Origin of the sequence: Blastococcus tunisiensis, assembly GCF_900112815.1 — a bacterium.
Classification (GTDB): domain Bacteria; phylum Actinomycetota; class Actinomycetes; order Mycobacteriales; family Geodermatophilaceae; genus Blastococcus_B; species Blastococcus_B tunisiensis.
This window is the reverse complement of the sequence record NZ_FOND01000023.1, coordinates 18757-39470: the sequence shown is the minus strand read 5'-3', so window position 1 is coordinate 39470 and position 20714 is coordinate 18757. Positions and strand designations below refer to the sequence as shown.

The 20714-nt window shown below is 72.5% G+C and carries 23 protein-coding genes; 14 read left to right on the top strand and 9 right to left on the bottom strand.

From position 1 onward, the window contains the following. Positions 1-27: 27 nt before the first annotated feature. Together BM142_RS21070 and BM142_RS21065 are read right to left on the bottom strand one after the other, a co-directional pair. The gene (locus BM142_RS21070; RefSeq protein ID WP_092202968.1) at positions 28-789 is read right to left on the bottom strand and encodes a hypothetical protein; all 762 of its coding nucleotides are present in this window, start codon (positions 787-789) and stop codon (positions 28-30) included. Next, positions 786-1130 carry a hypothetical protein gene (locus tag BM142_RS21065; protein ID WP_092202966.1) on the bottom strand — a complete coding sequence of 115 codons (345 nt, stop codon included), beginning with the start codon at positions 1128-1130 and terminating at the stop codon, positions 786-788. Before BM142_RS21065 ends, BM142_RS21070 begins: the two co-directional genes overlap by 4 nt. Before the next feature lie 224 nt (positions 1131-1354). On the opposite strand from BM142_RS21065, the gene BM142_RS21060 reads away from it, so the two are divergent. Continuing rightward, entirely contained in the window at positions 1355-2650 is a 1296-nt protein-coding gene (locus tag BM142_RS21060) for a YncE family protein (RefSeq protein ID WP_092202964.1), read from the top strand. Positions 2651-2972: 322 nt separating this feature from the next. On the opposite strand, the gene BM142_RS21055 is transcribed toward BM142_RS21060, so the two are convergent. The 7 genes from BM142_RS21055 to BM142_RS21025 form a co-directional block, all read right to left on the bottom strand. Next, positions 2973-4070: a sigma-70 family RNA polymerase sigma factor gene (locus BM142_RS21055; protein ID WP_092202962.1), complete on the bottom strand. Its 1098-nt coding sequence runs from the start codon at positions 4068-4070 to the stop codon at positions 2973-2975. Between the two features lie 68 nt (positions 4071-4138). Further along, positions 4139-4630 carry a hypothetical protein gene (locus BM142_RS21050; protein ID WP_092202960.1) on the bottom strand — a complete coding sequence of 164 codons (492 nt, stop codon included), beginning with the start codon at positions 4628-4630 and terminating at the stop codon, positions 4139-4141. Positions 4631-4832: 202 nt separating this feature from the next. Continuing rightward, the gene (gene csrA / locus BM142_RS25420) at positions 4833-5117 is read right to left on the bottom strand and encodes a carbon storage regulator CsrA (RefSeq protein WP_092202958.1); all 285 of its coding nucleotides are present in this window, start codon (positions 5115-5117) and stop codon (positions 4833-4835) included. A 105-nt stretch (positions 5118-5222) separates the two neighbouring features. Beyond that, entirely contained in the window at positions 5223-5693 is a 471-nt protein-coding gene (fliW, locus tag BM142_RS21040; RefSeq protein WP_092202956.1) for a flagellar assembly protein FliW, read from the bottom strand. A gap of 40 nt (positions 5694-5733) precedes the next feature. Then, complete coding sequence (gene flgL / locus BM142_RS21035) at positions 5734-6621, bottom strand: flagellar hook-associated protein FlgL (protein WP_092202954.1); 888 nt, start codon at positions 6619-6621, stop codon at positions 5734-5736. A gap of 5 nt (positions 6622-6626) precedes the next feature. After that, a complete protein-coding gene (flgK, locus tag BM142_RS21030) occupies positions 6627-8033 on the bottom strand; it encodes a flagellar hook-associated protein FlgK (protein ID WP_092202952.1) in 1407 nt (468 codons plus the stop codon). After that, a complete protein-coding gene (locus tag BM142_RS21025) occupies positions 8030-8518 on the bottom strand; it encodes a flagellar protein FlgN (RefSeq protein ID WP_092202950.1) in 489 nt (162 codons plus the stop codon). The genes flgK and BM142_RS21025 overlap by 4 nt, the downstream gene beginning before the upstream one ends. A gap of 280 nt (positions 8519-8798) precedes the next feature. Here BM142_RS21025 and BM142_RS21020 point away from each other — a divergent pair, with 280 nt between their 5' ends. From BM142_RS21020 to fliG, 13 genes are all read left to right on the top strand, one after another. Further along, positions 8799-9710 carry a sigma-70 family RNA polymerase sigma factor gene (locus BM142_RS21020; RefSeq protein WP_254791119.1) on the top strand — a complete coding sequence of 304 codons (912 nt, stop codon included), beginning with the start codon at positions 8799-8801 and terminating at the stop codon, positions 9708-9710. A gap of 152 nt (positions 9711-9862) precedes the next feature. Further along, on the top strand, positions 9863-11134 hold the full coding sequence (locus tag BM142_RS21015; protein WP_092202948.1) for a flagellin N-terminal helical domain-containing protein: 1272 nt from the start codon (positions 9863-9865) through the stop codon (positions 11132-11134). 130 nt (positions 11135-11264) lie between these two features. Further along, positions 11265-12671: a flagellar filament capping protein FliD gene (fliD, locus tag BM142_RS21010; RefSeq protein ID WP_092202946.1), complete on the top strand. Its 1407-nt coding sequence runs from the start codon at positions 11265-11267 to the stop codon at positions 12669-12671. A gap of 46 nt (positions 12672-12717) precedes the next feature. Further along, the gene (fliS, locus tag BM142_RS21005; RefSeq protein ID WP_092202944.1) at positions 12718-13104 is read left to right on the top strand and encodes a flagellar export chaperone FliS; all 387 of its coding nucleotides are present in this window, start codon (positions 12718-12720) and stop codon (positions 13102-13104) included. After that, a complete protein-coding gene (locus tag BM142_RS21000) occupies positions 13101-13529 on the top strand; it encodes a hypothetical protein (protein WP_092202942.1) in 429 nt (142 codons plus the stop codon). The genes fliS and BM142_RS21000 overlap by 4 nt, the downstream gene beginning before the upstream one ends. Before the next feature lie 152 nt (positions 13530-13681). Continuing rightward, positions 13682-14518 (top strand): hypothetical protein, encoded by an 837-nt coding sequence (locus BM142_RS20995; protein WP_092202940.1) that lies wholly within the window; start codon positions 13682-13684, stop codon positions 14516-14518. Positions 14519-14531: 13 nt separating this feature from the next. After that, positions 14532-15320, top strand: coding sequence for a hypothetical protein (locus tag BM142_RS20990; protein WP_092202938.1), 789 nt, complete (start codon positions 14532-14534; stop codon positions 15318-15320). Positions 15321-15452: 132 nt separating this feature from the next. Then, positions 15453-16556: a glycosyltransferase family protein gene (locus tag BM142_RS20985; protein WP_092202936.1), complete on the top strand. Its 1104-nt coding sequence runs from the start codon at positions 15453-15455 to the stop codon at positions 16554-16556. A gap of 403 nt (positions 16557-16959) precedes the next feature. Next, complete coding sequence (gene flgB, locus BM142_RS20980; RefSeq protein WP_092202934.1) at positions 16960-17307, top strand: flagellar basal body rod protein FlgB; 348 nt, start codon at positions 16960-16962, stop codon at positions 17305-17307. A gap of 1 nt (position 17308) precedes the next feature. After that, on the top strand, positions 17309-17713 hold the full coding sequence (flgC, locus tag BM142_RS20975; protein WP_092202932.1) for a flagellar basal body rod protein FlgC: 405 nt from the start codon (positions 17309-17311) through the stop codon (positions 17711-17713). Positions 17714-17715: 2 nt separating this feature from the next. Continuing rightward, positions 17716-18024 carry a flagellar hook-basal body complex protein FliE gene (gene fliE / locus BM142_RS20970; RefSeq protein WP_092202930.1) on the top strand — a complete coding sequence of 103 codons (309 nt, stop codon included), beginning with the start codon at positions 17716-17718 and terminating at the stop codon, positions 18022-18024. Beyond that, on the top strand, positions 18024-19616 hold the full coding sequence (gene fliF, locus BM142_RS20965) for a flagellar basal-body MS-ring/collar protein FliF (protein WP_092202928.1): 1593 nt from the start codon (positions 18024-18026) through the stop codon (positions 19614-19616). Before fliE ends, fliF begins: the two co-directional genes overlap by 1 nt. Beyond that, positions 19613-20698 carry a flagellar motor switch protein FliG gene (gene fliG / locus BM142_RS20960; protein WP_092202926.1) on the top strand — a complete coding sequence of 362 codons (1086 nt, stop codon included), beginning with the start codon at positions 19613-19615 and terminating at the stop codon, positions 20696-20698. Before fliF ends, fliG begins: the two co-directional genes overlap by 4 nt. Positions 20699-20714: the final 16 nt, after the last annotated feature.

The following is a 20714-nucleotide window of genomic DNA, read 5'->3' as shown; positions in this document are numbered from 1 at the left end:
GAGCGGTGAGGAGGGCGGGGTCCTTCGTCAGAGCCAGGGGAGGTCGGCGACCAGCGGCCAGGGCAGCGTGACGCTGGCCTCCGTCGTCTCGCCCGCGAGGCGGGCGGCGATCGACGGGCCGGCGCAGGCGACCGGTCGCCGCGGCGTCACGACCACGTGCATGTCGGGCATGACCAGGCCGGCGGCGCTGAGGCGCCGGAGCATCCGCTCGGGTGCGACCAGGACCGCGCTCGCGAGCACCGGCAGCCGCGGGTGCGACCAGAGGGCCACCGGCCCCTCGACCCGGAGGTCGAGGGCGACCTCGTGCGCCCTGCGGCCGGCCCCGCGGCGCACACGGTCCAGTTCGGCGCCGTCCGCCGAGGGCGACGGCGTCCACGGGAGGGCGAGGGCACCCCGGCGGACGACGATCCGCCAGCCGATCGCGGTCTCGCCCCGGTCGGCCCAGTCGAGCACCGCGATGCCCGACGTCGCCGCGGCCACGTCGGTGACCGGGCGGTGCGCCACCCAGGCGGCCAGGGCGGCGGCCATGCCCTCCGGCGTCGGGGTCACGCCGGCCCGCGACATCTCGTCCGCGAGCTCGGCGAGAGGGACGCGCACGGTCCGCTCGTCCTCCTCCAGCACGACCAGCGAGCCGGCGCCGGAGCGCTGCACCAGGTCGATCCGCAGTCCCGCTGCGGCCAGTCCCGGCAGGACCGCGTCGGCCACCTCGCGCAGGTCGTCGACGCCGATGCGGACCGGCCGCATGCGCTGCAGCAGGCCGGCCGAGCCCCCGAACCGGGCACCGGTCATGCGGCGGTCCCGCCCAGCAGGGCACGGACCGCGTCCGGCAGCTCGGGGAGGGCCAGCACGCTGGCCAGCTCGGCCGCGCTCAGCCGGACCGGGAGCACGTCGTCGTCCCAGCCGGTCGCCAGCCGCACCCGGGCCGCCGAGGCCGGCCACACGGCGTCGCGGGCGGCGGCGACGTGCAGCTCGGTGAGCACGTCCTCGAGGTGCAGCACGGCGACCGGAGGAACCGATCGGCCGGTCAGCGCCTGGCGCACCACCGTCGCCAGCTCGACGCGCTGCGAGGCGGCCAGCCAGTACGGGACCAGCACGTCGGGCCCGGGGACGCCGGTCGAGAGCGCGCTCACGCCGCCACCCCCGCGCCGTGTCGCCGCACCGACCCTGCGCGCACCCACGGCGGCACGCCGTCGCAGGTCGGGGGGCGGGCCGTCACGCAGTGGATATCGGCAGCGCAGCGGGCGGTTGGACCCTCCCGTGCCGCATTTCTGTCCCCCCGTCCCACGGAGTCCGCGTAACCCCACGCCGGTTCGCGCGTTGGCCTCGGCGTCACCGTCCGCCGGGAGGCCCGTCCATGCACCGCATCGCCGTCCTCGTCCCCGCACTCACCCTGACCGCCGCGCTCACCACGGGCGTCGTCGGCTCGCCGGCCGCCGCGCAGTCCCCGGCCGGCAGCGCCCCGCACCCGGTCATGTTCGTCGGCAACAACTGGGACGGCACCGCCACGGTCGTCGACGCCCGGACCCACCGGCCGATCCGGACGGTGGACACGATCCCCGACCGCGCGCAGCGGATGGCCGAGATCCTCACCAGCCCCGACAAGCTGGTCTTCTACCTGGCCGTCCAGGCCGCCATCGGGGAGGGCCACGCGCAGTACACCGACGACATGTTCACCACCCACGACGGCCGGTTGCTGGCGGTCAGCCGGCCCAGCTTCGCCGACGTCGTCGGCATCGACCTCGCCGGCGGCGACATCGTGTGGCGCTTCCCGATGGAGGGGTACCGCTCCGACCACATGGGCGTCTCCCCCGACGGCGAGCGCCTCCTGGTCAGCGACTCGACCGCGAACACGGTGCACGAGCTCGACATCCGCACCGGCGCGAAGACCGGTGAGTTCCCCAGCGGCGACAGCCCGCACGAGAACAACTACACCGCCGACGGCGAGCGCGTCTTCCACGCCAGCATCGGGCGGGTGTACACGCCCACGGACCGGCCGGTGCTCCGGCAGCCCTACGACACCCTGAAGGGCGAGCGGTACCTGCAGATCGTGCGCACCGACGGGCTGGCCGTGGAGTCGCGCTGGGACATGGGCAGGGAGCTCGAGGAGGCCGGCTACCCGGGCATGGCGTCCGCCGTCCGCCCGATGGCGCTGGCGCCCGACGAGCGGTTCGTGTACCTGCAGGTGTCCTTCTTCCACGGCTGGATCGAGTTCGACACCCAGGCGCCGGACCTCGACGGCGCCACCGGCTACGCGGGCGAGCCGGCGACCGGAGCGGTGACCCGCGTCGTCGACCTGCCCCGGCGCACCACCGAGCCGCGGGAGCGCTACGTGCTCGACTCCGCCCACCACGGCATGGCGATCAACCGTGCGGGGACGACGTTGTGCGCCGCCGGGACCATGGACGGGTACGCCGCGATCATCGACCGGGAGACCGAGGAGTTCGCGCTCGTCGAGGTGGGCGAGAAGCCGTACTGGTCGACCAACGGGGTGCGCGATTCCGAGTGCTGGGTGTCGGTGAGCGGCACCGACCAGGTCGTCGTCATCGACTACGAGACCGCCCGCGAGGTGGCCCGGATCGACGTCGGCGACCACCCCCAGCGGGTGCGCGAGGGCGTCGTGGCGCGGGACGTCCTCCGCACCTGGCGCTGACCCCACCGCCCCGCTCCATGATCAGGTGACCTGATCGTCGGGCGTCCTCCCTCACCGTGTGCGCCGAGGGAGGACGCTGCGCGGTGAGGGAGGACGACGAGCACCTGGGGCGGCCGGGCCGGATGCCCGCCGGCCTCGTCCGGACGGGCCGCCCGTCGGCGAGGTGCCGCGATCTGCCCACCGCGCCACATCCTCCCCCACGGTGGCGCGTCCTCCCCCACGGTCTGCGGTGCGGGAGGACGCCGTGGGATCAGGGAACCTGATCGTGGCGGGGCGGCGCGGGGCGGGCGGGGCGGGGCGGGGCGGGGCGGGGCGGGGCGGGTCAGTCGACGAGTTCGGCCAGGCGCTGCTTCATGGCCTGCTCCACCCGGTCGGCGTACACGTTCATGTTCCGCACCGAGGTGTTGAGGTCCTGCGACAGCTGGGTCTTGGTCTGGCCGCCCCAGGTGGTCAGGTACCAGGTGGCCCAGCCCAGCACGTTGGGCTGACCGGCCCGCTGGTCGCGGCGGGCCTCCGGGTCGGGGGCGCAGGCCGCGGTCAGCGCGTGCGACAGCAGGGTCTGCTCCGCCTCGCCCATGATCTCGTCCGGGGCCTCCGAGGAGTCCGGCAGCAGGATCTCGGTCGCGTCCGGGCCGCCGTCCAGCGACTGCAGGTTCCGCAGGCCGTTCAGGGTCGCCACGGTCTGGGAGTTGCGGCGCAGGGTGGCCACGCTCTGCCCCATGTAGGCGGCCAGCTCCTTCTCGCTCGGCCGTCGCTGGTGCTCGGTGATGAAGGCCGCGATCGCCTTCTGCTGCTTGTGCTCGGTGTCGGCCGCGGTCCGCCCGTGCGCGTTGCGGCCCAGGTCGTGCACCCACTTGGACAGCTGGGTGGCGAGGAAGGCGCCGAACGGGACGCCCTTGGTCTCGTCGTACTGCGCCACCGCCTTGAGCACCCACTCGTACACCTGCTGACCCAGGTCGTCGGGGTCGGGCAGGTGCAACCGGATGGTGCTCATGTTCCGCTGCAGCCGCTTGAGGCTGACCGGCCCGTAGTGCCGGCACAGGTCGTTCAGGAAGTCGGCGGGCAGGTCCCGCGGGGCGCGGCGGCGCACGCCGGTCTCGGCCCGCAGACCGATCGTCGAGGCCCCGTGCCGGGTGGTCCAGGCGCGGATCCAGTCCGCGAGCACGGCGGCGGACCCGCAGGCCCCGTCGACGCGGTAGAGGCCGTCGCCCTGGTCGTAGGTCGCCGTGACGCCGTCAGGCAGGTCGCTCCGGAACTCCGCCAGGGGCAGCTCGTGGTCGACGCGGAAGTGGACCCGGTCGCGGGGGGTGATGGGCGCGAGCGCCCAGCCCTCGGCCTCGGGGATGCCACCGAAGACGAGCGGTGGGCGGATCCGGCCGGGGGTGTCGGTGGCTGTCGAGGACGGGGCGTGGTCGGTCACCGGAGGCTCCTGAAACTGCGGGGAAGACGGGCCGCGGGGAAGGCGACCCGGGTAGTTCCGAGCGGCCCTCAGGCCGGGATGCGCTCACCCGGCCCCGGCATGCGGGGCGAGGGGACGGGGAACGCCGGCGTCGAGGGCATCCCCTCGAGCACGTCGGCGGCGGGCACGCCGGCCGCCGACCGCTCGAGCAGGGTCGCCGCGGCGGCGCGCTCGGCGCCGCTCGGCTCGGCGGTGTAGACGGGCATGTGGTCGTACAGCGTGGTGAAGACCGCGCTGACGAAGGCGTAGGCGGCCTGGGCCTGCGGCGAGAACTTCGCGACGGCGGCGCGGGGGCCCAGGTCGATGCCGACGGTCACGCGGACCACCCGGTCGTCCTTGCTGAGGCCGGTCACGGCGAAGGAGACCTCGTCGTGCTCGGCGGCCAGCGCGGCGAGCGCCGCCAGACACTTGCGGGTCGCCCCACGGCGCGGTCGGAGCTGGACGTGGACGACCACCGATTCCGGCTCGTCCTGGTCCTCGCCCCGGCCCTGTGCCTGTGCGTTGACTGCACTGCGTTCCATGCTGATCGCCCCCTGTCACTTGCGTGAAGGGAAATCTGCCCTATGCGGTCGGCAGCGAGGGGCACAACACTCGCCGTGTCCTACGCACTTGTGAGCACATTCTTCGGCAGAACTTGCCCGTGTCGCGCCCCGGTTCGAGCCAGCGGGCCGACACGTTGGCAGCGTCTGCCGAATTCAGCGCCGCACACGCCGTCCAGAACTGTCAGGAGGACGCGTCGTCCGGCTCGTCGGCGGTTCCGGCGGCCGCGTCCACCGACGACGCGGACGGCGCGAAGGCGGCGAGCGCACCCAGACTGTCGGCGGTCACCTGCGCGGCCAGGAGGTTGGCCTCGGCGATCTGCCGGTAGACCTCCTCGCGGTGGATCGCCACCTCGCGGGGCGCCTTGAAACCGAGCCGGACGGTGCCGCCCCGGACCTCGACGACGTGGACCTCGATGTCGTCACCGATGCGGATCGTCTCGCCGACGCTGCGGGTGAGTGTGAGCACGGGTACCCCTCCATGGGTGTGTGAACGGCCGTCCTTGGCATGTGGTGCGGGTGCTGCCCGACGCGCGGGCGGTCGGCTGCAGGATCGCACAGCCGCTCGGGACAGTTATCGGCGCAGCGGCCTCCGGAGCGGATGCGCGCCGTCCAGCAGGACGATCTGGCGGGCCTGGTGGGTGGCGGGGTTCACGACGACTGGGGCGCGCAGGTTCGCCGTGGCCGAGGCCACGTCCCCGTCCGGCACGGTGACCAGGCAGTAGAGCCGGGCGTCGGCCACGTCGCCGAGCCCGAGCTCGTCGCACGCGGCGGCCGGCAACCGGGGGGCGTACTCGGGGAAGTACGCCCCGGCCGGCACCGCCAGGAACCGCGGACCGTCGGGAGCCACCGACTGCAGCCAGAAGAGCCGGCCACCGTCCTCCGCCGGGACGAGCACGTAGTCCCGGTGACCGGGGAACCCGGGCAGCGGTTCGGCCAGGGTGAGGGCCTGGACCAGGAGCGGGGCAGCAGCCGGGACGCCGGCCTGCGGACGCGCGGGGGCACACGCGGGCGCGGGCAGGGTCGCGGTCGAGGGCGGCGTCATGCGGGCAGCCTCCCGGACGGGGACGGGTGAGGGGTGCTCATCAGCGGAGGTAGTCCAGCAGCGTGGGTGAGATCGCCTTGGCCGTGGCGGCCAGGGCCGCTTCGTAGCCCACCTGCTGCATCTGCAGCCGCATGATGGTCTCCGGCAGGTCGACGTTCTCGGTCTCCCCCAACCGGGCCGTGAGGGACAGCGACCGGTCGAAGTTCAGCTGCTCCGCCCGGTCGACCCGGGATGCGCGCGAGCCGACGTCGGCGACCGCGGTGGACATCCGCTTGATCGCGACGTCGAGGTCCGCGAGGTCGGTCTCGAGCAGCGCCCCCGCGTTCGGGTCGGTGAGGTTCGCCGTGATCCGCCCGACGATGTCGAACAGGTTGGCGCCGTCCGGGCCGAACGCCTCGGTGCCGGTGAGGTCGACCCGCACCGTCTCGCTCTCCGACAGCCGGCGGGTCACCGGCGGACCGGCCTGGCCCGCCCACGTGCCGTCGGCGTTGTAGGCCTTCGACCCGGTGGTGACCCCGCCGAACAGTGGCCGGCCCTGCACCAGGGTGTTCGCCAGGCTGAGCAGGCCCTCCCGGAGCGAGGCGACCTCGGTGGACAGCGCCTTCTGGCTGGCCTCGGACACCGCGCCGGTGTTCAGCCCCTGGACGGTGAGGTCGCGGACCCGGCGGGTGGTGTCGAGCATCTCGCGGAGGGTGGAGTCGCCCTGCCCGAGCCAGCCCTTGGCATCGCTGATGTTGCGGGCCTGCTGGGCGACGGCGGCCTGCTCGGCGCGGGTCTGCATGGCCTTGTTCGTGCCGGTCGGCGAGTCCGACGGCGCGTTGATGATCCGGCCGGAGGTGAGCTGCTGCTGCAGCTTCCCGACGGCGTCGAGGTTGCGGTTGAGGCCCTGCAGGCTGGTGAGCGCGACGGCGCGCTGGGTGATCCGCATTCAGCTCACCGCCCCACGAGCCCGGTGCGGTTGATCAGCGTGTCGAGCGTCTGGTCGATCGCGGTGATCATCCGGCTCGCCGCGGAGTAGGCGTGCTGGAAGGACAGCATGTTGGTCATCTCCTCGTCGAGGTTCACGCCGGCCACCGACTCGCGGGCGGCGTCGACCTGGGTGGAGATGACCGCCTGGATGTCCTGGTTGCGGATGGCCACCGCCGCCTGCACACCCAGTTCCACGATCATCTTCCGGTAGTCCGCGTCCGTGCCGAGCGGGTCCTGCCGCAGCTGCGACATGACGTCGGCGTTGCCACCGTCCAGGGAGGGCTCCGGGGCGGCCGGTGGCACGGTGCCGACCGACGACGCGGCGATCGCCTTGGGGTCGGTGACGACGACGCTGAGCGTGGCTGCGGTCGTCCCGCTCAGCAGCGGCGTGCCCTGGTTGCCGTACCGGTCCCAGCCCAGGGCCTGCTGGGTGTTCAGCGTCCCCGCGAGCTTGTTCGCCAGGTCGTCGAGCTGCTTGCGGTACCCGGGGATGATCGTGTTCAGCGCGCTCAGCTGGCCGCCGCCGGTGCCGCTCGCGGCCACCGGGTAGCCACCGGACTCCGTCACGATGCGCGGCTTGTCCGTCGCCGTGATCAGGTCGGGGTCGGTCGGTCCGGCCACGGCGAGGCGGCTGGCGCTGCTGCCCGACACCAGGGCCATGCCGCCGACGACGACGTCGAGCGTGCCGTACTGGCCCGGCCGCACCGTCGCGCCGACCTGGTCGGCGAGCTTCATGATCAGCACGTCGCGCTTGTCGGAGAGGTCGTTGGCCGGCAGGCCCGCCTGCGTCGCCACCCGGATCGCCTTGTTCAGCTCCGCGACGGTCTCCGCGGCGGCGTTCACGTCCTTGACGAGGACGTTCAGGTTGTCCCGGGTCTGGTCCCACTGGGCCTCGAGGGAGGCGTTGCTGAACTGGATGCCGCCGACGAGGGTCTCCATCCGCTGGATGACCTGGGCCCGGGCGGCGTCGGTGTCGGGCTGGTTGGCCACGTCCTCCCAGCCGTCCCACATCTCGGTGAGCAGGCTCTGGATGCCGGTGTCCCCCGGCTCGCGGAAGGCGGTCTGGACCTGCTCGAGCGCCTCCGCCTCGACGAGCAGCCGTGCCCCGTTCGCGTGCTCGGTGTGACCGCGCCCCTCGAGGAAGGCGTCCCGGATCCGCTGGACGTCGTCGGCGCTCACGCCGGCGCCGATGCCCGGGCTCGTGGAGTAGAACGCCGGGACGGCGCTGCCGCCGATGGCCTGCAGGTCGACGCGCTGCCGGGAGTAGCCCTCGGTGTTGACGTTGGCGATGTTCTGGCCGGTGACGTCGAGCGCGCGCCGCTGCGCCCAGAGCGCCGTCGTCGCCGCGTTCAGGCTGGAAAACGTACTCACATCGCACCGTCCAGGGTGACCGCGCGCTGCGGGCCGCCGTCGGTGCTGCGCCCGGAGGCCCCGTAGGTGCCCGCGGTCGGCGTCTTGACCTGCAGCAGGGCGTCGCCGATCGCGGACAACCCGCCCTCGATCAGCTCGCGGTTGGCGTCACTGAGGCTGCGCAGGTCGGTCACCAGCACCAGCAGCGCCTCGTGGTGCTTGGCGAACAGGTCGTTCCACGGTGCGGGAGCCGCGTCGGCGACCTGGCGCAGCGAGGGGTTCGCGTCCAGCCCGAGGGAGACGGCGATCGCCTCCGTGGCCGCGGCCCGCTCCACCTCGAGGGTGCGCAGCTGGTCGAGGACGACCTCGATCTCGTGCGCGATGCGCGCCAGCCAGCGCGTCTTGCCGGTGAGGATCAGGTACTGCTTCTCCTCCGCCTTGAACAGCAGCAGGTCCAGGAGCTCCTGCTCCCGCCACAGCAACGTCGACAGGTGCTGGTAGTCCACGTGTCCACCGCCCTTCCGTCGTCTCGCGAGTCGTGTGACGGCTGCCCGCCGGCCAGGTCGTGACCGGCCCCGGCGGACGTCCTCGTCGAGCTGCCATCGGCACCCCGCGGCGGGCCCTCAAGCCGAAGCGACAAGTCGGCGCTCAAGTCGGGGGAGGTTTTTGCCGAGGGCGGTGCCGGAGGCCCCGCGGTCCGCCGAGAAGGAGGACGTGAGTGCAGCCCGTGCCATGGCGACCGAACGGCCACCGCGTGAGCGGCCCACAGCTGAGCGTCCGAGGACCGTGCACGACAGGTCGCAGCGGGACCGGACCTCCTCCGGCCCCACGCCCTCCGCGCACCGGAGCCGCTCGCAGGCCGAGATCGACGCCCTGGTCACCGAGCACCTCCCGCTGGCCTCCTTCGCGGTGAACGCGGTGGCCGCCCGGATCTCCCTCCCCGCGCACGTCAGCCGCGACGACCTGCTCTCCTGCGCCTCCGTGGCCCTGGTCGAGGTGGCCAAGCGGTTCGACCCCTCGGCCGGCGCCTCGTTCGCGACCTACGCCCTCGCCCGGCTGCAGGGTGCGGTCCTCGACGAGCTCCGCTCGGGCGACTGGGCCAGCCGGTCGGTGCGTGCCGCCGCGCGGCGCAGCGACGCGGCCGCCGACGCGCTGACCGTCTCCCTCGGCCGCCCCCCGACGCGCGAGGAGCTCGCCGCCGACCTCGGCATCCCCCGCAGCGAGCTCGACAACCTGCAGGTCGACGTCCACCGCGCCGTCATGGTGAGCATCGATGCCGAGTCCGGGACGGACGGCACGACCCTCGACCTCCCGGACACCGGCGAGTCACCCGAGCGCGCCGTGCTCCGGACCGAGCGCGCCCGCTACCTGCACGAGGCCATCCGCGCGCTGCCCGACCGGCTGGACGAGGTGGTCGAGCGCAATTTCTTCGGTGACGAATCGCTCACCGACATCGCCCAGGACCTCGGCGTCACGCTGAGCCGGGTCTCGCAGATGCGAGCCCGCGCCCTCACCCTGCTGCACGCCGCGATGTGCGAGGTGTGGGAGGGCCGGCCCGTGCCCGCCGACGGGGGCGTCCGGGCCCGGAACCAGCAGCGTTCCTACGTCGACCGGGTCGCCGGCCGATCGCGGATGCCGGCCTCCCTGCCGCACCCCCGCTGGCCGGTGAACGGCCACGGCGCCGCCCAGCCCGCCTGAGGCGGCACCCGGCCGGGTGAACGGCGAAAAAGAAACCCGGTTCGCCTCAAGTCCCAGCCGCCCCACGCCGTAATCAGCAGTGCGACACCAGCACGGCCCGCAGCACGGATGCAGCGGGAATTCCAGTAAGACCCCTTCCAAGGAGGAAAACCATGGGTCTGCGCGTCAACACCAACATCGCGGCGCTCAACGCTTACCGCAACCTGTCCGTCACCGACGGCCAGATGAGCAAGTCGCTGGAGAAGCTCTCCTCCGGCTTCCGCATCAACCGCGCGGCCGACGACGCCGCCGGTCTGGCCATCTCCGAGGGCCTGCGCTCTCAGATCGGTGGCCTCAAGGTCGCCGTCCGCAACACCCAGGACGGCGTCTCGGTCGTGCAGACCGCTGAAGGTGCGCTCACCGAGACGCACAGCATTCTCCAGCGCATGCGCGACCTGGCGGTGCAGGCCAACAACACCGGTGGCCTGAACGACGACGCCAAGAAGAACATCCAGTCGGAGATCGGCCAGCTCAAGCAGGAGCTGAACCGCATCGCCGACACCACGACGTTCAACGGCACCAAGCTGCTGGACGGCAACTACACCAAGGCCTTCCAGGTCGGTGCGAACGCCGGGGAGACCATCTCCGTCAACATCGCCACCGCCATGGGCGCTGCCGGCCTCAAGGTCGACGGCGTGGACGTGACGGCGAAGGGGGCGTACGACTTCTCCACCGGCGCCGCCGCCAACGGCACCGTCCGGGCCACCACCGCTGCCGCGTCCGGGGCCGCTGCGGTCCTGACGCTGCAGGAGGCCTCGGGCTCCTACGACTTCACGGCTGCCTCCGGCACCGCGGCGTCGTTCGAGTCGCTCTCGGGCACGATCAGCTTCGGTGGCAAGTCCTTCGACCTCGGCGCCGTCGAGTACAAGGACACCGACGGCAACGGCACCACGACCGGTACCGAGATGCTGGCGACGCTGAACACCGCCGCCAAGAGCGCCCTGGGCCTGACCACCGACCCGTTCGCCAGTGGTGGCGCGACGGCGAACGGTCTGACCTTCAGCGTGACCGACGCCGTGGCCGGCTACACCGGCACCGGTGGTGTCGCGCTGAGCGACTCGGCTCAGGACAAGGCCAAGGCCACCGCCACCTTCACCGCCGCCAGCGGTGCCGAGGGCGCGATCACCAAGCTGGACGCCGCCATCAAGTCGGTGTCGACCCAGCGGGCCGACCTGGGTGCCATCCAGAACCGGTTCGACCACACGATCAACAACCTCAACGTCGCGGTGGAGAACCTGACCGCGTCGGAGAGCCGCATCCGCGACGCCGACATGGCGCAGGAGATGGTCCAGTTCACCCGGAACCAGATCCTGTCCCAGGCCGGCACCGCGATGCTCGCGCAGGCCAACCAGGCCTCGCAGGGTGTCCTGTCGCTGCTCCGCTGATCCCGGTCAGCGCGGTAGCTGAGGACGCGCAGCTCCTCTAGCACCACCCGGGTGAGGGGGGAGGCCGAACCGGCCTCCCCCCTCACTCACACCCCCCACCGTCCCCGTCCCCGTCCCAGGAGGCACACACATGAGCATGAGCGTCGACGGGCTGATCTCGGGGATGGACACCACCACGCTCATCCAGCAGCTGCTCTCGGCCGAGGCGGGCCCGCAGACCGCGCTCAAGAGCAAGCTCAGCACCACGCAGACCACCGCGTCGGCCTACCGCACGGTCAACACGACGCTGGCCGCCGTCCGCGCCGCCGCCGAGAGCCTCACCGCGCCGGAGAACTGGTCGGCCACCAAGGCCACCAGCACGGCGGGCAGCGTGGCCATCAGCGCGACGTCCACCGCGCCAACCGGTTCCCTCACCTTCACCGTCGAGAAGACGGCCCGGGCCCACTCCGTCCTCAACCGCAACGCCGGCACCTGGACGTCGGCGACGTCGGCCTACGGGGCGTCGAGCATCACGGTCCTGGACAAGCTGGGGGTCGCCAAGACCCCCGCCATCACGATCACCGACACCGACGCCGACGGCACCCTGTCGCTGACCGAGGCCGCCGCCGCCATCAACGCCGACACCGAGCACGGGCTCAGCGCCACCGTCGTGCAGCTGAACGACACCGAGTTCGCCCTGCAGGTGACCAGCAGGACCACCGGCGCCGCCGGCCAGTTCGGCCTGTCGGGCACCGGCACCTACACGACGCCGATGCTGGGCCGCGACGCCGAGATCAAGGTCGGGGAGGGCACCGGCGCGTACACCGCGACGTCCTCGACCAACACGTTCACCGGCCTCATGCCCGGCGCCACCATCACGGTCAGCCAGGTGGAGACGGCCAACCCCGTGACGCTGAGCGTCTCGGCCGACCCGAACGCCGTCGCCGCCAAGGTGCAGACGCTGGTCGACGCGGTGAACTCCGCGCTCGGCACCATCAAGACCTACACGAGCAACGCCAAGGGCAGCACCGCCGCCCTGAAGGGCGACTACTCCGTCTCCCAGCTGTCCGGTCAGCTCCTCGACGCCGTCTCCTACGCCGTCGGCACGGACGGGTCCCCCGCGCAGGTGGGGTTCTCGCTGACCCGCGACGGCAAGATCACCTTCGACAAGGCCGCGTTCGTCGCCGCGCTCGCCGACGACCCGGCGCTGGCCCAGCGGATGGCCGGGGGGACGTCGACCCCGGCCAGCGCCGGGGTCGACGGGCTCAGCGGCACCGCCGACGACGTGGCCGCGGTCACCGGTATCGCCGGACGGCTGCTCGACGTGGCCAAGGCCGCCTCCGACAGCACCACCGGCAGCCTGCTGAAGCTCGCGGAGAGCCAGGACTCCATGGGCAAGGACATCCAGACCCGCATCGAGGCGTGGGACCTGCGACTGGCCAAGCGCAAGGAGATGCTCACCCGCCAGTTCAGCGCGATGGAGACGGCCCTGAGCGCGCTGAAGAACCAGTCCACCTGGCTGGCGGGGCAGATCAACAGTCTGCCGTCCTACAGCTGACCTCCCAGATCCGCAGCACCTCCCCCACGCTCCAGGAGACCTCCGCATGAGTGCCGCTTCCCTCCGCGCCCGCTACCTCGGCGACGCGGTCGCCACCAGCTCGCCGCAGCAGGTGCTCGTGATGCTGTACGACCGCCTCGCGCTCGACCTCGAGCGCGCCCAGAAGGCCGTCGCGGCCGGCGAGCGCGAGGCCGCGAGCGAGCAGCTGCAGCACGCCCAGGCGATCGTCCTGGAGCTGCTGTCCAGCCTGCAGGTGGACGCCTGGGAGGGCGGCCCGCGGCTGGCGGCCCTGTACAACTGGCTGATCGGTGAACTCGTCCAGGCCAACGTCAAGCTGGACACCAACCGCATCTCCTCCTGCCGCCAGGTGGTCGAGCCGCTGCGGGACGCCTGGCGCCAGGCCGCGAACAGCCTGGCCACGAGCTCGTCATGAGCGCGGTGGGCCCGGTGACCGGCTCGGCCACCGCCGGCTTCGGGTACAGCCCGTACACGCCACCCTCCCCCGGCGGCAGGCCGTCGGCGGGCGGGGAGAAGAAGAAGCGGCCGGTGGACTGGCACTCGGTGCTCACCGAGCTCGAGGGCGAGGTCCTGGCCGCCGAGGAGACCATGGCGCGCGGCCGCGCCGAGGAGATCGCCACCTGGGGCCGGCGCGCCACCGACTGGGTACCCCCGTCGGACCTGGGCCCGCTGCCCGACGACCTGCGCGAGCGAGCAGCTCTGCTGCTGCAGCACCAGCTGGCCGTGGCCGAGGCCCTGGTCGAGCGGATCACCCAGTCCCAGAAGCAGCGGGAGGTGGCCGCCCGCATGTCCTACACCCCCAGCCGGACCGTGCCCTCCTTCTTCGACGAGGCCCTGTAGACGCGTACCGGCGTGGCCCGTGGGGCGCCGGGGGTGGGGGCCCCGCGTGGCTCCCTCCGGCCCCCTGACCCCGCGGGCAGACTCCCCGGGGCCGCGCCGGACGGGCGCGCAGGACGCCCGGACCGGCGATCGGACGAGGAGGTGCACGCGTCGTGAGGTACTTCAGCGTGGCGTACCGGCCACTGGAGTGGCCGCTGCCCGACTACATGGAGGCCGTGTCGACCAGGCCCGCAGGGGCCGGCGTCACCGACCTCTCCCCCGCGTACCCGCAGCTCGCCGGCCGCGACGGCGTCATCGGTGAGTACGCCACGCTCTTCGCCGTGCGGCGCCTCCTCGAGGAGGCCCGCGAGCGCGGGGAGTCCTCCGGCAGCGGCATGGTCGGGGTGTCGCACTACCGCCGCTTCGCGGTGACCCGGCCGACGGGTACCCGGTCCTACCTCTACGGGGCCGTCACCCCGGCCGACTTCACCCGGCTGCCGCGCGACCTGTTCGTGCCGGGCGGCAGCACCGTCGTGTTCCCCACCCCGGTCCCCGTCGCGCCGACGGTGCTGGGGCAGTACGCCCGCCACCACCACCCGCGCGACCTCCTGCACTTCATGGCGATCGCGATCGACCTCGGCGTGGTGAGCGACGCCCGCGTGACCGAGTGGCTGGCCGGCCAGGTCATGGTGCCGGCGGCGTCGATCGGCGTGTACCCCGAGGAGTGGTGGGTGCGGACGATGACGGACCTGGAGCGGGTCGTCGACGCCTTCGAGTCCACCGTCGCGATCCCCCGCGAGGGGTACCAGAGCCGGATGGTCGCCTTCTGCCTGGAGCGGCTGAACGGGTTGCTGCTGTCCGGGCTGGTCGAGACCTGCCCGCAGGACGGCTACCTCGCCCATCCCGCACTGCTGGTCAGCCCCGACGGGGTCTACCACCCGAGCGGGGAGTCGCAGCCCGGGACCCCCGCGCAGGACCGGCCGCTCGCCGCGGCCGGCGGCCGCCGGTGAGAGGAACTCGTCCGTGAGCTACTACGTCGTGACGCACCGCCCGCTCGAGTGGCCCCTGCCCTCGTTCATGCAACCGGTCTCCACCGTGCCCGCCGGCGAGGGCGTGCTCGACCTCTCCGCCGAGTACCCGGACATCCCGGGCCGCAGCGAGTACGCGACGCTGTTCGCGCTGCGCCGGCACCTGCAGCGGACGTGGGGCCGGACGGACCCGCCCGCCGGCGAGGAGTGGATCGGTGTCGCGCACTACCGCCGCTTCGCCGTCACCCGCCCGACCGGTACCCCGGACGACATCTACGGCGTGGTGAGCCCCGAGGAGTTCGGCCGGCTCCCCGAGGACACGTTCCTCCCCCCGGAGGGGTCGCTGCTCCTGCCGTCGGTCGCCCAGGTGGGCACGCTCCTGGGTCAGTACGGCCGGGTGCACGTCATGCGCGACCTGCTGCACTTCATGGCGATCGCCATCGATCTCGGCGTCATCGAGGAGCGCGCCGCGGCCTCGCTCCTCTCCCAGGGGCTGCTGGTCGCCGCGCCGTCGATCGGCGTGTACCCGACCGCCTGGTACCTGGACGTGCTGGAGAAGCTGGAGCGGGTGACCGAGGCCTTCGAGTCGACCGTCGCCGTGCCCCGGGAGGGCTACCAGCGACGCGTCGTCGGCTTCTGCTGCGAGCGGCTCAACAGCATGCTCACGACCAGCCTGCTGCCCGAGTGGAGCGGCGGCGTGCTCGCCAACCCTGCGCTGATCGTGAGCGGGGAAGGCGTCTACGCGCCCAACTCCGACGGCGTGCCCGCGGCCACCGCCGCCTGAGGCGGCCCGGCGGACGGCACGGACGGGTCCGGGGCTGCCGATGTAGGAGGTCGAGCACCTCCCATCCCTGGCCCCGGCTCCGCGCACCGGCGCGGACGCTCCTCGCCGGGCCGCACCGAAGGGTCTGATCCGATGCGCGTCCTCCTCGCCCAATCGGCCGCCGCCGCCTCCGCCTACTACCGGATCGACGAACCGGCCGCCGCCGTCCGAGCCGCCGGACTGGACGTCGAGGTGACGGTCCGCCGGGGGCTGGCGACCACCACCAGCCGCGGTGGCGACGAGGTCCTCGACGTCGACTCCGAGGGCGCGGACGTCGTCGTCCTCCAGTTGCCCAAGACCGAGGCGATGCTGCAGTGCATCCGCGTCCTGCAGGAGCGGGGCGTGGCGGTCGTGGTCGAGATGGACGACCTGCTCACCGGCGTGCCGTACGGCCACACCGCGCACAAGACGCTGGTGCGCCAGGGCAGGGGCAAGTTCGCCCTGCAGTGCGGCCGGGAAGCCGACCTCGTCACCGCCTCGACGCCGGCGCTGCTCCAGGAGTACGCCTCCCACGGGCGCGGGGTCGTCGTCCCCAACGCCATTCCCCGCCGCATCGCCGAGCTGCCGCCGGCCTACGAGCGCACCCCGCAGACGGTGACCGTCGGGTGGAGCGGGAACGTGCTGGGCCACCCCTACGACCTGCAGGAGATGGGGTCGGGGCTGCAGCAGGCGCTGGACCGGACGCAGCCGCTGAGCCGGCTGGTCGTCCTCGGCCAGAAGTGGGACCTCCGCAACCGGCTGCGGCTGAGCCAGGAGCCGGAGGAGGTGCCCTGGGTCTTCGACGTCGACGGCTACACCACGCGGATGGGAGAGCTCTTCGACGTCGGGCTGGCCCCGCTGCGGCAGGACCGGTTCAACGAGTGCAAGAGCTGGCTCAAGCCGCTGGAGTACTCCGCGCGCGGGGTCTTCTGCGTGCGTGCCCGGACCTCCGAGTACGAGCGGCTCGGGCTGGGCCTGCCGGCACGGGCCCCGAAGGACTGGGCGAAGTGGATCAGCCTCGGTGTGCAGGACGGCGACCGGCGGCGCGAGGTGGCCGCGGCCGCGCACGAGCAGGTCCTGGCCCACCACCTGACCGAGCACACGGCCGAGCGCTGGGTCCAGGCCTGGCGGGCCGCTCTGGACAACCGCGCGCGCGCTGCCGTGCCGTCGGGACACGCCCGGACGGCGTCCTCGGCGGTACCCGTTCCCTCGGCCTGACCGCCGCCCCGGGTCCGGTGCGCCGGCACGCGCCGACCGCCACCGCCCCGAACGACGACCCCGCCACCGGTCCCCGGTGGCGGGGTCGTCGTTCGTCGAGTCTTGTCCGATCGCGCCCTCCCGGGCGCACTGGTGCACCGATGCTGCCAACTCCTGCGCCCCGGTGCTCCCGGGACACGGCGAGGTCACCGCTGGTCACACCGGCCACGGCCGCCCCGCCCGGCCCGTGGGTCCCCCGAGTGGGCGACGAGGGGTCAGGCGCGGACGCCCGGGTGCCGATGAGGCAACTGCACGGAGAGCACCACTTCGCCACGGATCGGCGGCCCCGCACTCGCTCGCGAGTGCTCTTCCGCCTACCCCGGAGGTCGAACGTGTCCTGCTGCGCCCGTCGACGGACCGTCCCGTGATCGGCGAGATCACCCCCGCCGCACTGCACGCCAGCCTCTCCGGGCTGGCCCAGCGCCAGCGGGTCACCGCGGACAACATCGCCAACGTCAACACGCCCGGCTTCCTGGCCGGCCGCGTGGACTTCGAGGGCTCGCTGCGCGGCGCCCTGCGCAACGGCGAGACGCCGGCGATCAACGGCGGCACGGTCGCCCGGTCACTGGAGCCGACCAACACCAACGGCAACAACGTCAACCTCGATGCGGAGACGCTCATCGCCACCGAGACCGGCCTGCGCTACCAGCTGGCCCTGAACGCGCTGGACGGCAAGTACAACAGCCTCCGCACCGCCCTCAGGACGTCCTGACATGGCCATCTTCGACACGCTCGGGATCTCCGGCTCCGGCCTCATGACCCACCGCAAGTGGCTGGACGCCGTCTCGGACAACATCGCGAACATCAACACGGTCAACCCGACGGGCCAGGACGCCTTCCAGGAGCGCTTCGTCGTCGCCCAGGCGGTCGACTACGGCACCGGCAACGGTGGGGTGCGCGTCGCGCGGGTCGAGTTCGGCGACGCCGAGGGCCGCATGGTCTACCAGCCCGACCACCCGCTCGCCGACGACGAGGGCTACGTGAAGTACCCCGACATCGACCTCGGGGACCAGATGACCCAGCTGATGATGGCGCAGCGCGGCTACCAGGCCAGCCTCGCCGTCGTGGAGCGGTCCACGAACATGTACCAGGCTGCGCTGCAGCTCGGGAAGGGCTGACCATGACCGCCCCCATCAGCGGGATCATCCCGGTCGGCCTCGGCGCCGTCGGCGGCGTCACCGAGGCCGGCCCCCAGGCCGCCGCGGGCGCCGACGGGTTCGCCTCGGTCCTCGCGTCGACGTTCGACAAGCTGCAGAGCACCCAGAACGCCGCGGACAGCCTCGGCGCCCAGGCCGCCACCGGCGACCTCAAGGACGTGCACGACTACATCATCGCCAGGACCGAGGCGTCCCTGGCCACCGAGATGGTCGTGACCTTCAAGAACAAGGCCGTTGAGGCCTTCAACGAGATCATGAGGATGCCGGTCTGATGAATGCGGCACTCGCCGGGACGATGGAGCGCGCCCGCTCCACGTTCTCCACGGTCAGCCTGGGGCAGAAGGTCGTCATCGGCCTCCTGCTCGTCGGGCTGCTCCTCGGCGGGTTCGTGTTCCTGCGCTGGATCACCGCTCCCACGCAGGCTCCGCTGTTCACCAACCTGGCCTCCACCGACGCCGCCGCGATCACCGAGGAACTGGACGCCGCCGGCGTCACCTACTCGCTCACCGACGGCGGCGGAACGATCATGGTCGCCAAGGACTCCGTCTACGGGCTCCGCCTGGACATGAGCGCCCAGGGCCTGCCCGCCGGCGAGGACACCGGGTACTCGCTGCTCGACGAGCAGGGCATCACCACCAGCGAGTTCCAGCAGCAGACGACCTACCAGCGCGCCCTGGAGGGCGAGCTGGCCACGACGCTGGAGTCGCTGGCCGGTGTCCGCGACGCCACGGTCCACGTCGCGCTGCCCAAGGACGAGGTCTTCGTGACCGACCAGGCGAAGCCGACCGCGTCGGTGCTGCTGGACCTCGCGGCCGGCACCGCCCTCTCCGGACAGCAGATCCAGGCGGTCACGAACCTGGTCTCCTCCAGCGTCCAGGGCATGGAGCCCGACCAGGTGACCGTGGCCGACACGACCGGTCGGGTGCTCTCCGCCGCCGGGCAGGGCATGACCGCGGCCGCCGGCGACGCCCGCTCCCAGGTGGAGTCGGAGTACGAGAGCCGGCTGTCGGCCAGCGCGCAGAAGATCCTCGACTCCCTCGTCGGCCCCGGCCGCTCCGTCGTCTCGGTGCGCGCGGACGTCGACCTCTCCCAGCGCGAGACCACCGCGGAGACCTACGTCTACGAGGAGGGCACGCCGCCGCTGTCCGAGCAGACGACCACCGAGGAGTACACCGGCGGCGGCGCCCCGGTCGGCGGCGTCCTGGGCCCGGAGAACATGCCCGACGCGGCGGAGAACGCCGGTGGCGGCGAGTCCGCCTACAACAAGGAGTCGACGACGGCGAACAACGCCGTCGGCAAGACGACCGAGGTGATCCAGGGCGCGCCCGGGGCGCTGAACCGGCTGACCGTCTCGGTCGTCATGGACGAGGCGATCGCCGGGAACCTCAACCAGCAGCAGATGCGCGACCTCATGGAGACCGCCGTCGGGCTGGACGAGGAGCGCGGCGACGCCATCACGGTCGCCTCGCTGCCCTTCGACACCACCGCGGCCGACGCCGCCGCCGCGGAGATGGAGGCCGCCCGCGAGGCCGAGGCCAACGAGCAGATGTGGTCGATGATCCGCACCGGTGGCATCGCCGCCGGCATCGCGCTCGTCGTCCTCATCGTGTGGCTGCGCTCCCGGCGCCGCGGTGACGTCGAGGAGGACTACGAGCCGCTCGAGCTCGACGCCGACATGCTCGCCGAGCTCGACCGGCTGCGGGTGGCCAGCAGCCGTGAAGAGGTGCAGGTCGACAACCGCCAGATGGAGCTCGAGGCCGCCGAACGGCAGAAGGTGCGGGGGGAGATCTCGGCCATGGTCAGCGAGAAGCCGGACGAGGTCGCGGCCATGCTCCGCGGCTGGCTGACGGAGAACAAGTCATGACCCTGGCCGGTATGGAGCAGATGGTCGGGATCGGCGGCGGTGGCGGGGGGAACCTGCCCGCCGTCGCGTCGCCCGCGCGTCCCGAGCTGCCCGGCCTCCGCAAGGCCGCGGTCTTCCTGGCCCAGATGTCCAAGGAGGAGGCCGGCGTCCTGCTGTCCAAGCTGCGTCCCCGCGAGGTGGAGTCGCTGACCCGTGAGCTGATGCGCCTGGGCTCGGTGGAGTCCGAGGACGTCGACGGCGTCATGAACGAGTTCCACAGCCTCATGACCGCCCAGCACTTCATCGGCCGCGGTGGCGTCGACTTCGCCCGCGAGATCCTGGCCGCCGGCCTGGGCGAGGACAAGGCCGAGGGCATCCTGTCCCGGCTGAACGTCGTCTACACCGAGGTGCCCTTCGCCTCGCTGCGCAACGCGGACGTGCGCCAACTCGTCACCTTCCTCAAGGACGAGCACGCGCAGATCATCGCGCTGGTGCTCGCCCACCTCACCGCCGCGCAGTCGGCAGAGGTGCTGTCGGGGTTCGCGCCGGAGCAGCAGGCCGAGGTCGCGCACCGCATCGCGACGATGGACCGCACCTCACCGGAGATGGTCCGCCTCGTCGAGGAGGAGCTGGGCCGCCGGATGGGCTCGCTGCTCGCGCACCAGGACATGACCACCGTCGGCGGCGTCGAGACCCTCGTCGAGATCATCAACCGTTCGCCGCGGCCGACCGAGCGCTCCATCCTCGAGTGGCTGGACAACACCGACCCCGAGCTCGCCGAGCAGGTCCGGTCGCAGATGTTCGTCTTCGAGGACATCGTCACGATCGACGACCGGTCGCTGCAGCAGGTGCTCCGCGAGGTGGAGGCCAACGACCTGGCCACGGCGCTCAAGGGTGTGCGCCCCGACGTCCGCGACAAGGTGGTCCGGAACCTCTCCGAGCGTGCCGCCGAGAACCTCAACGAGGAGATCGAGCTGCTCGGCCCGGTGCGCACCCGCACCGTCGAGGAGGCCCAGGCCAAGGTCGTCGGCATCATCCGCACGCTCGAGGAGCAGGGTGTCCTGACGCTGACCCGTGGACAGGACGATGAGTTCGTTGCCTAAAGGACCCCGTCCTCCC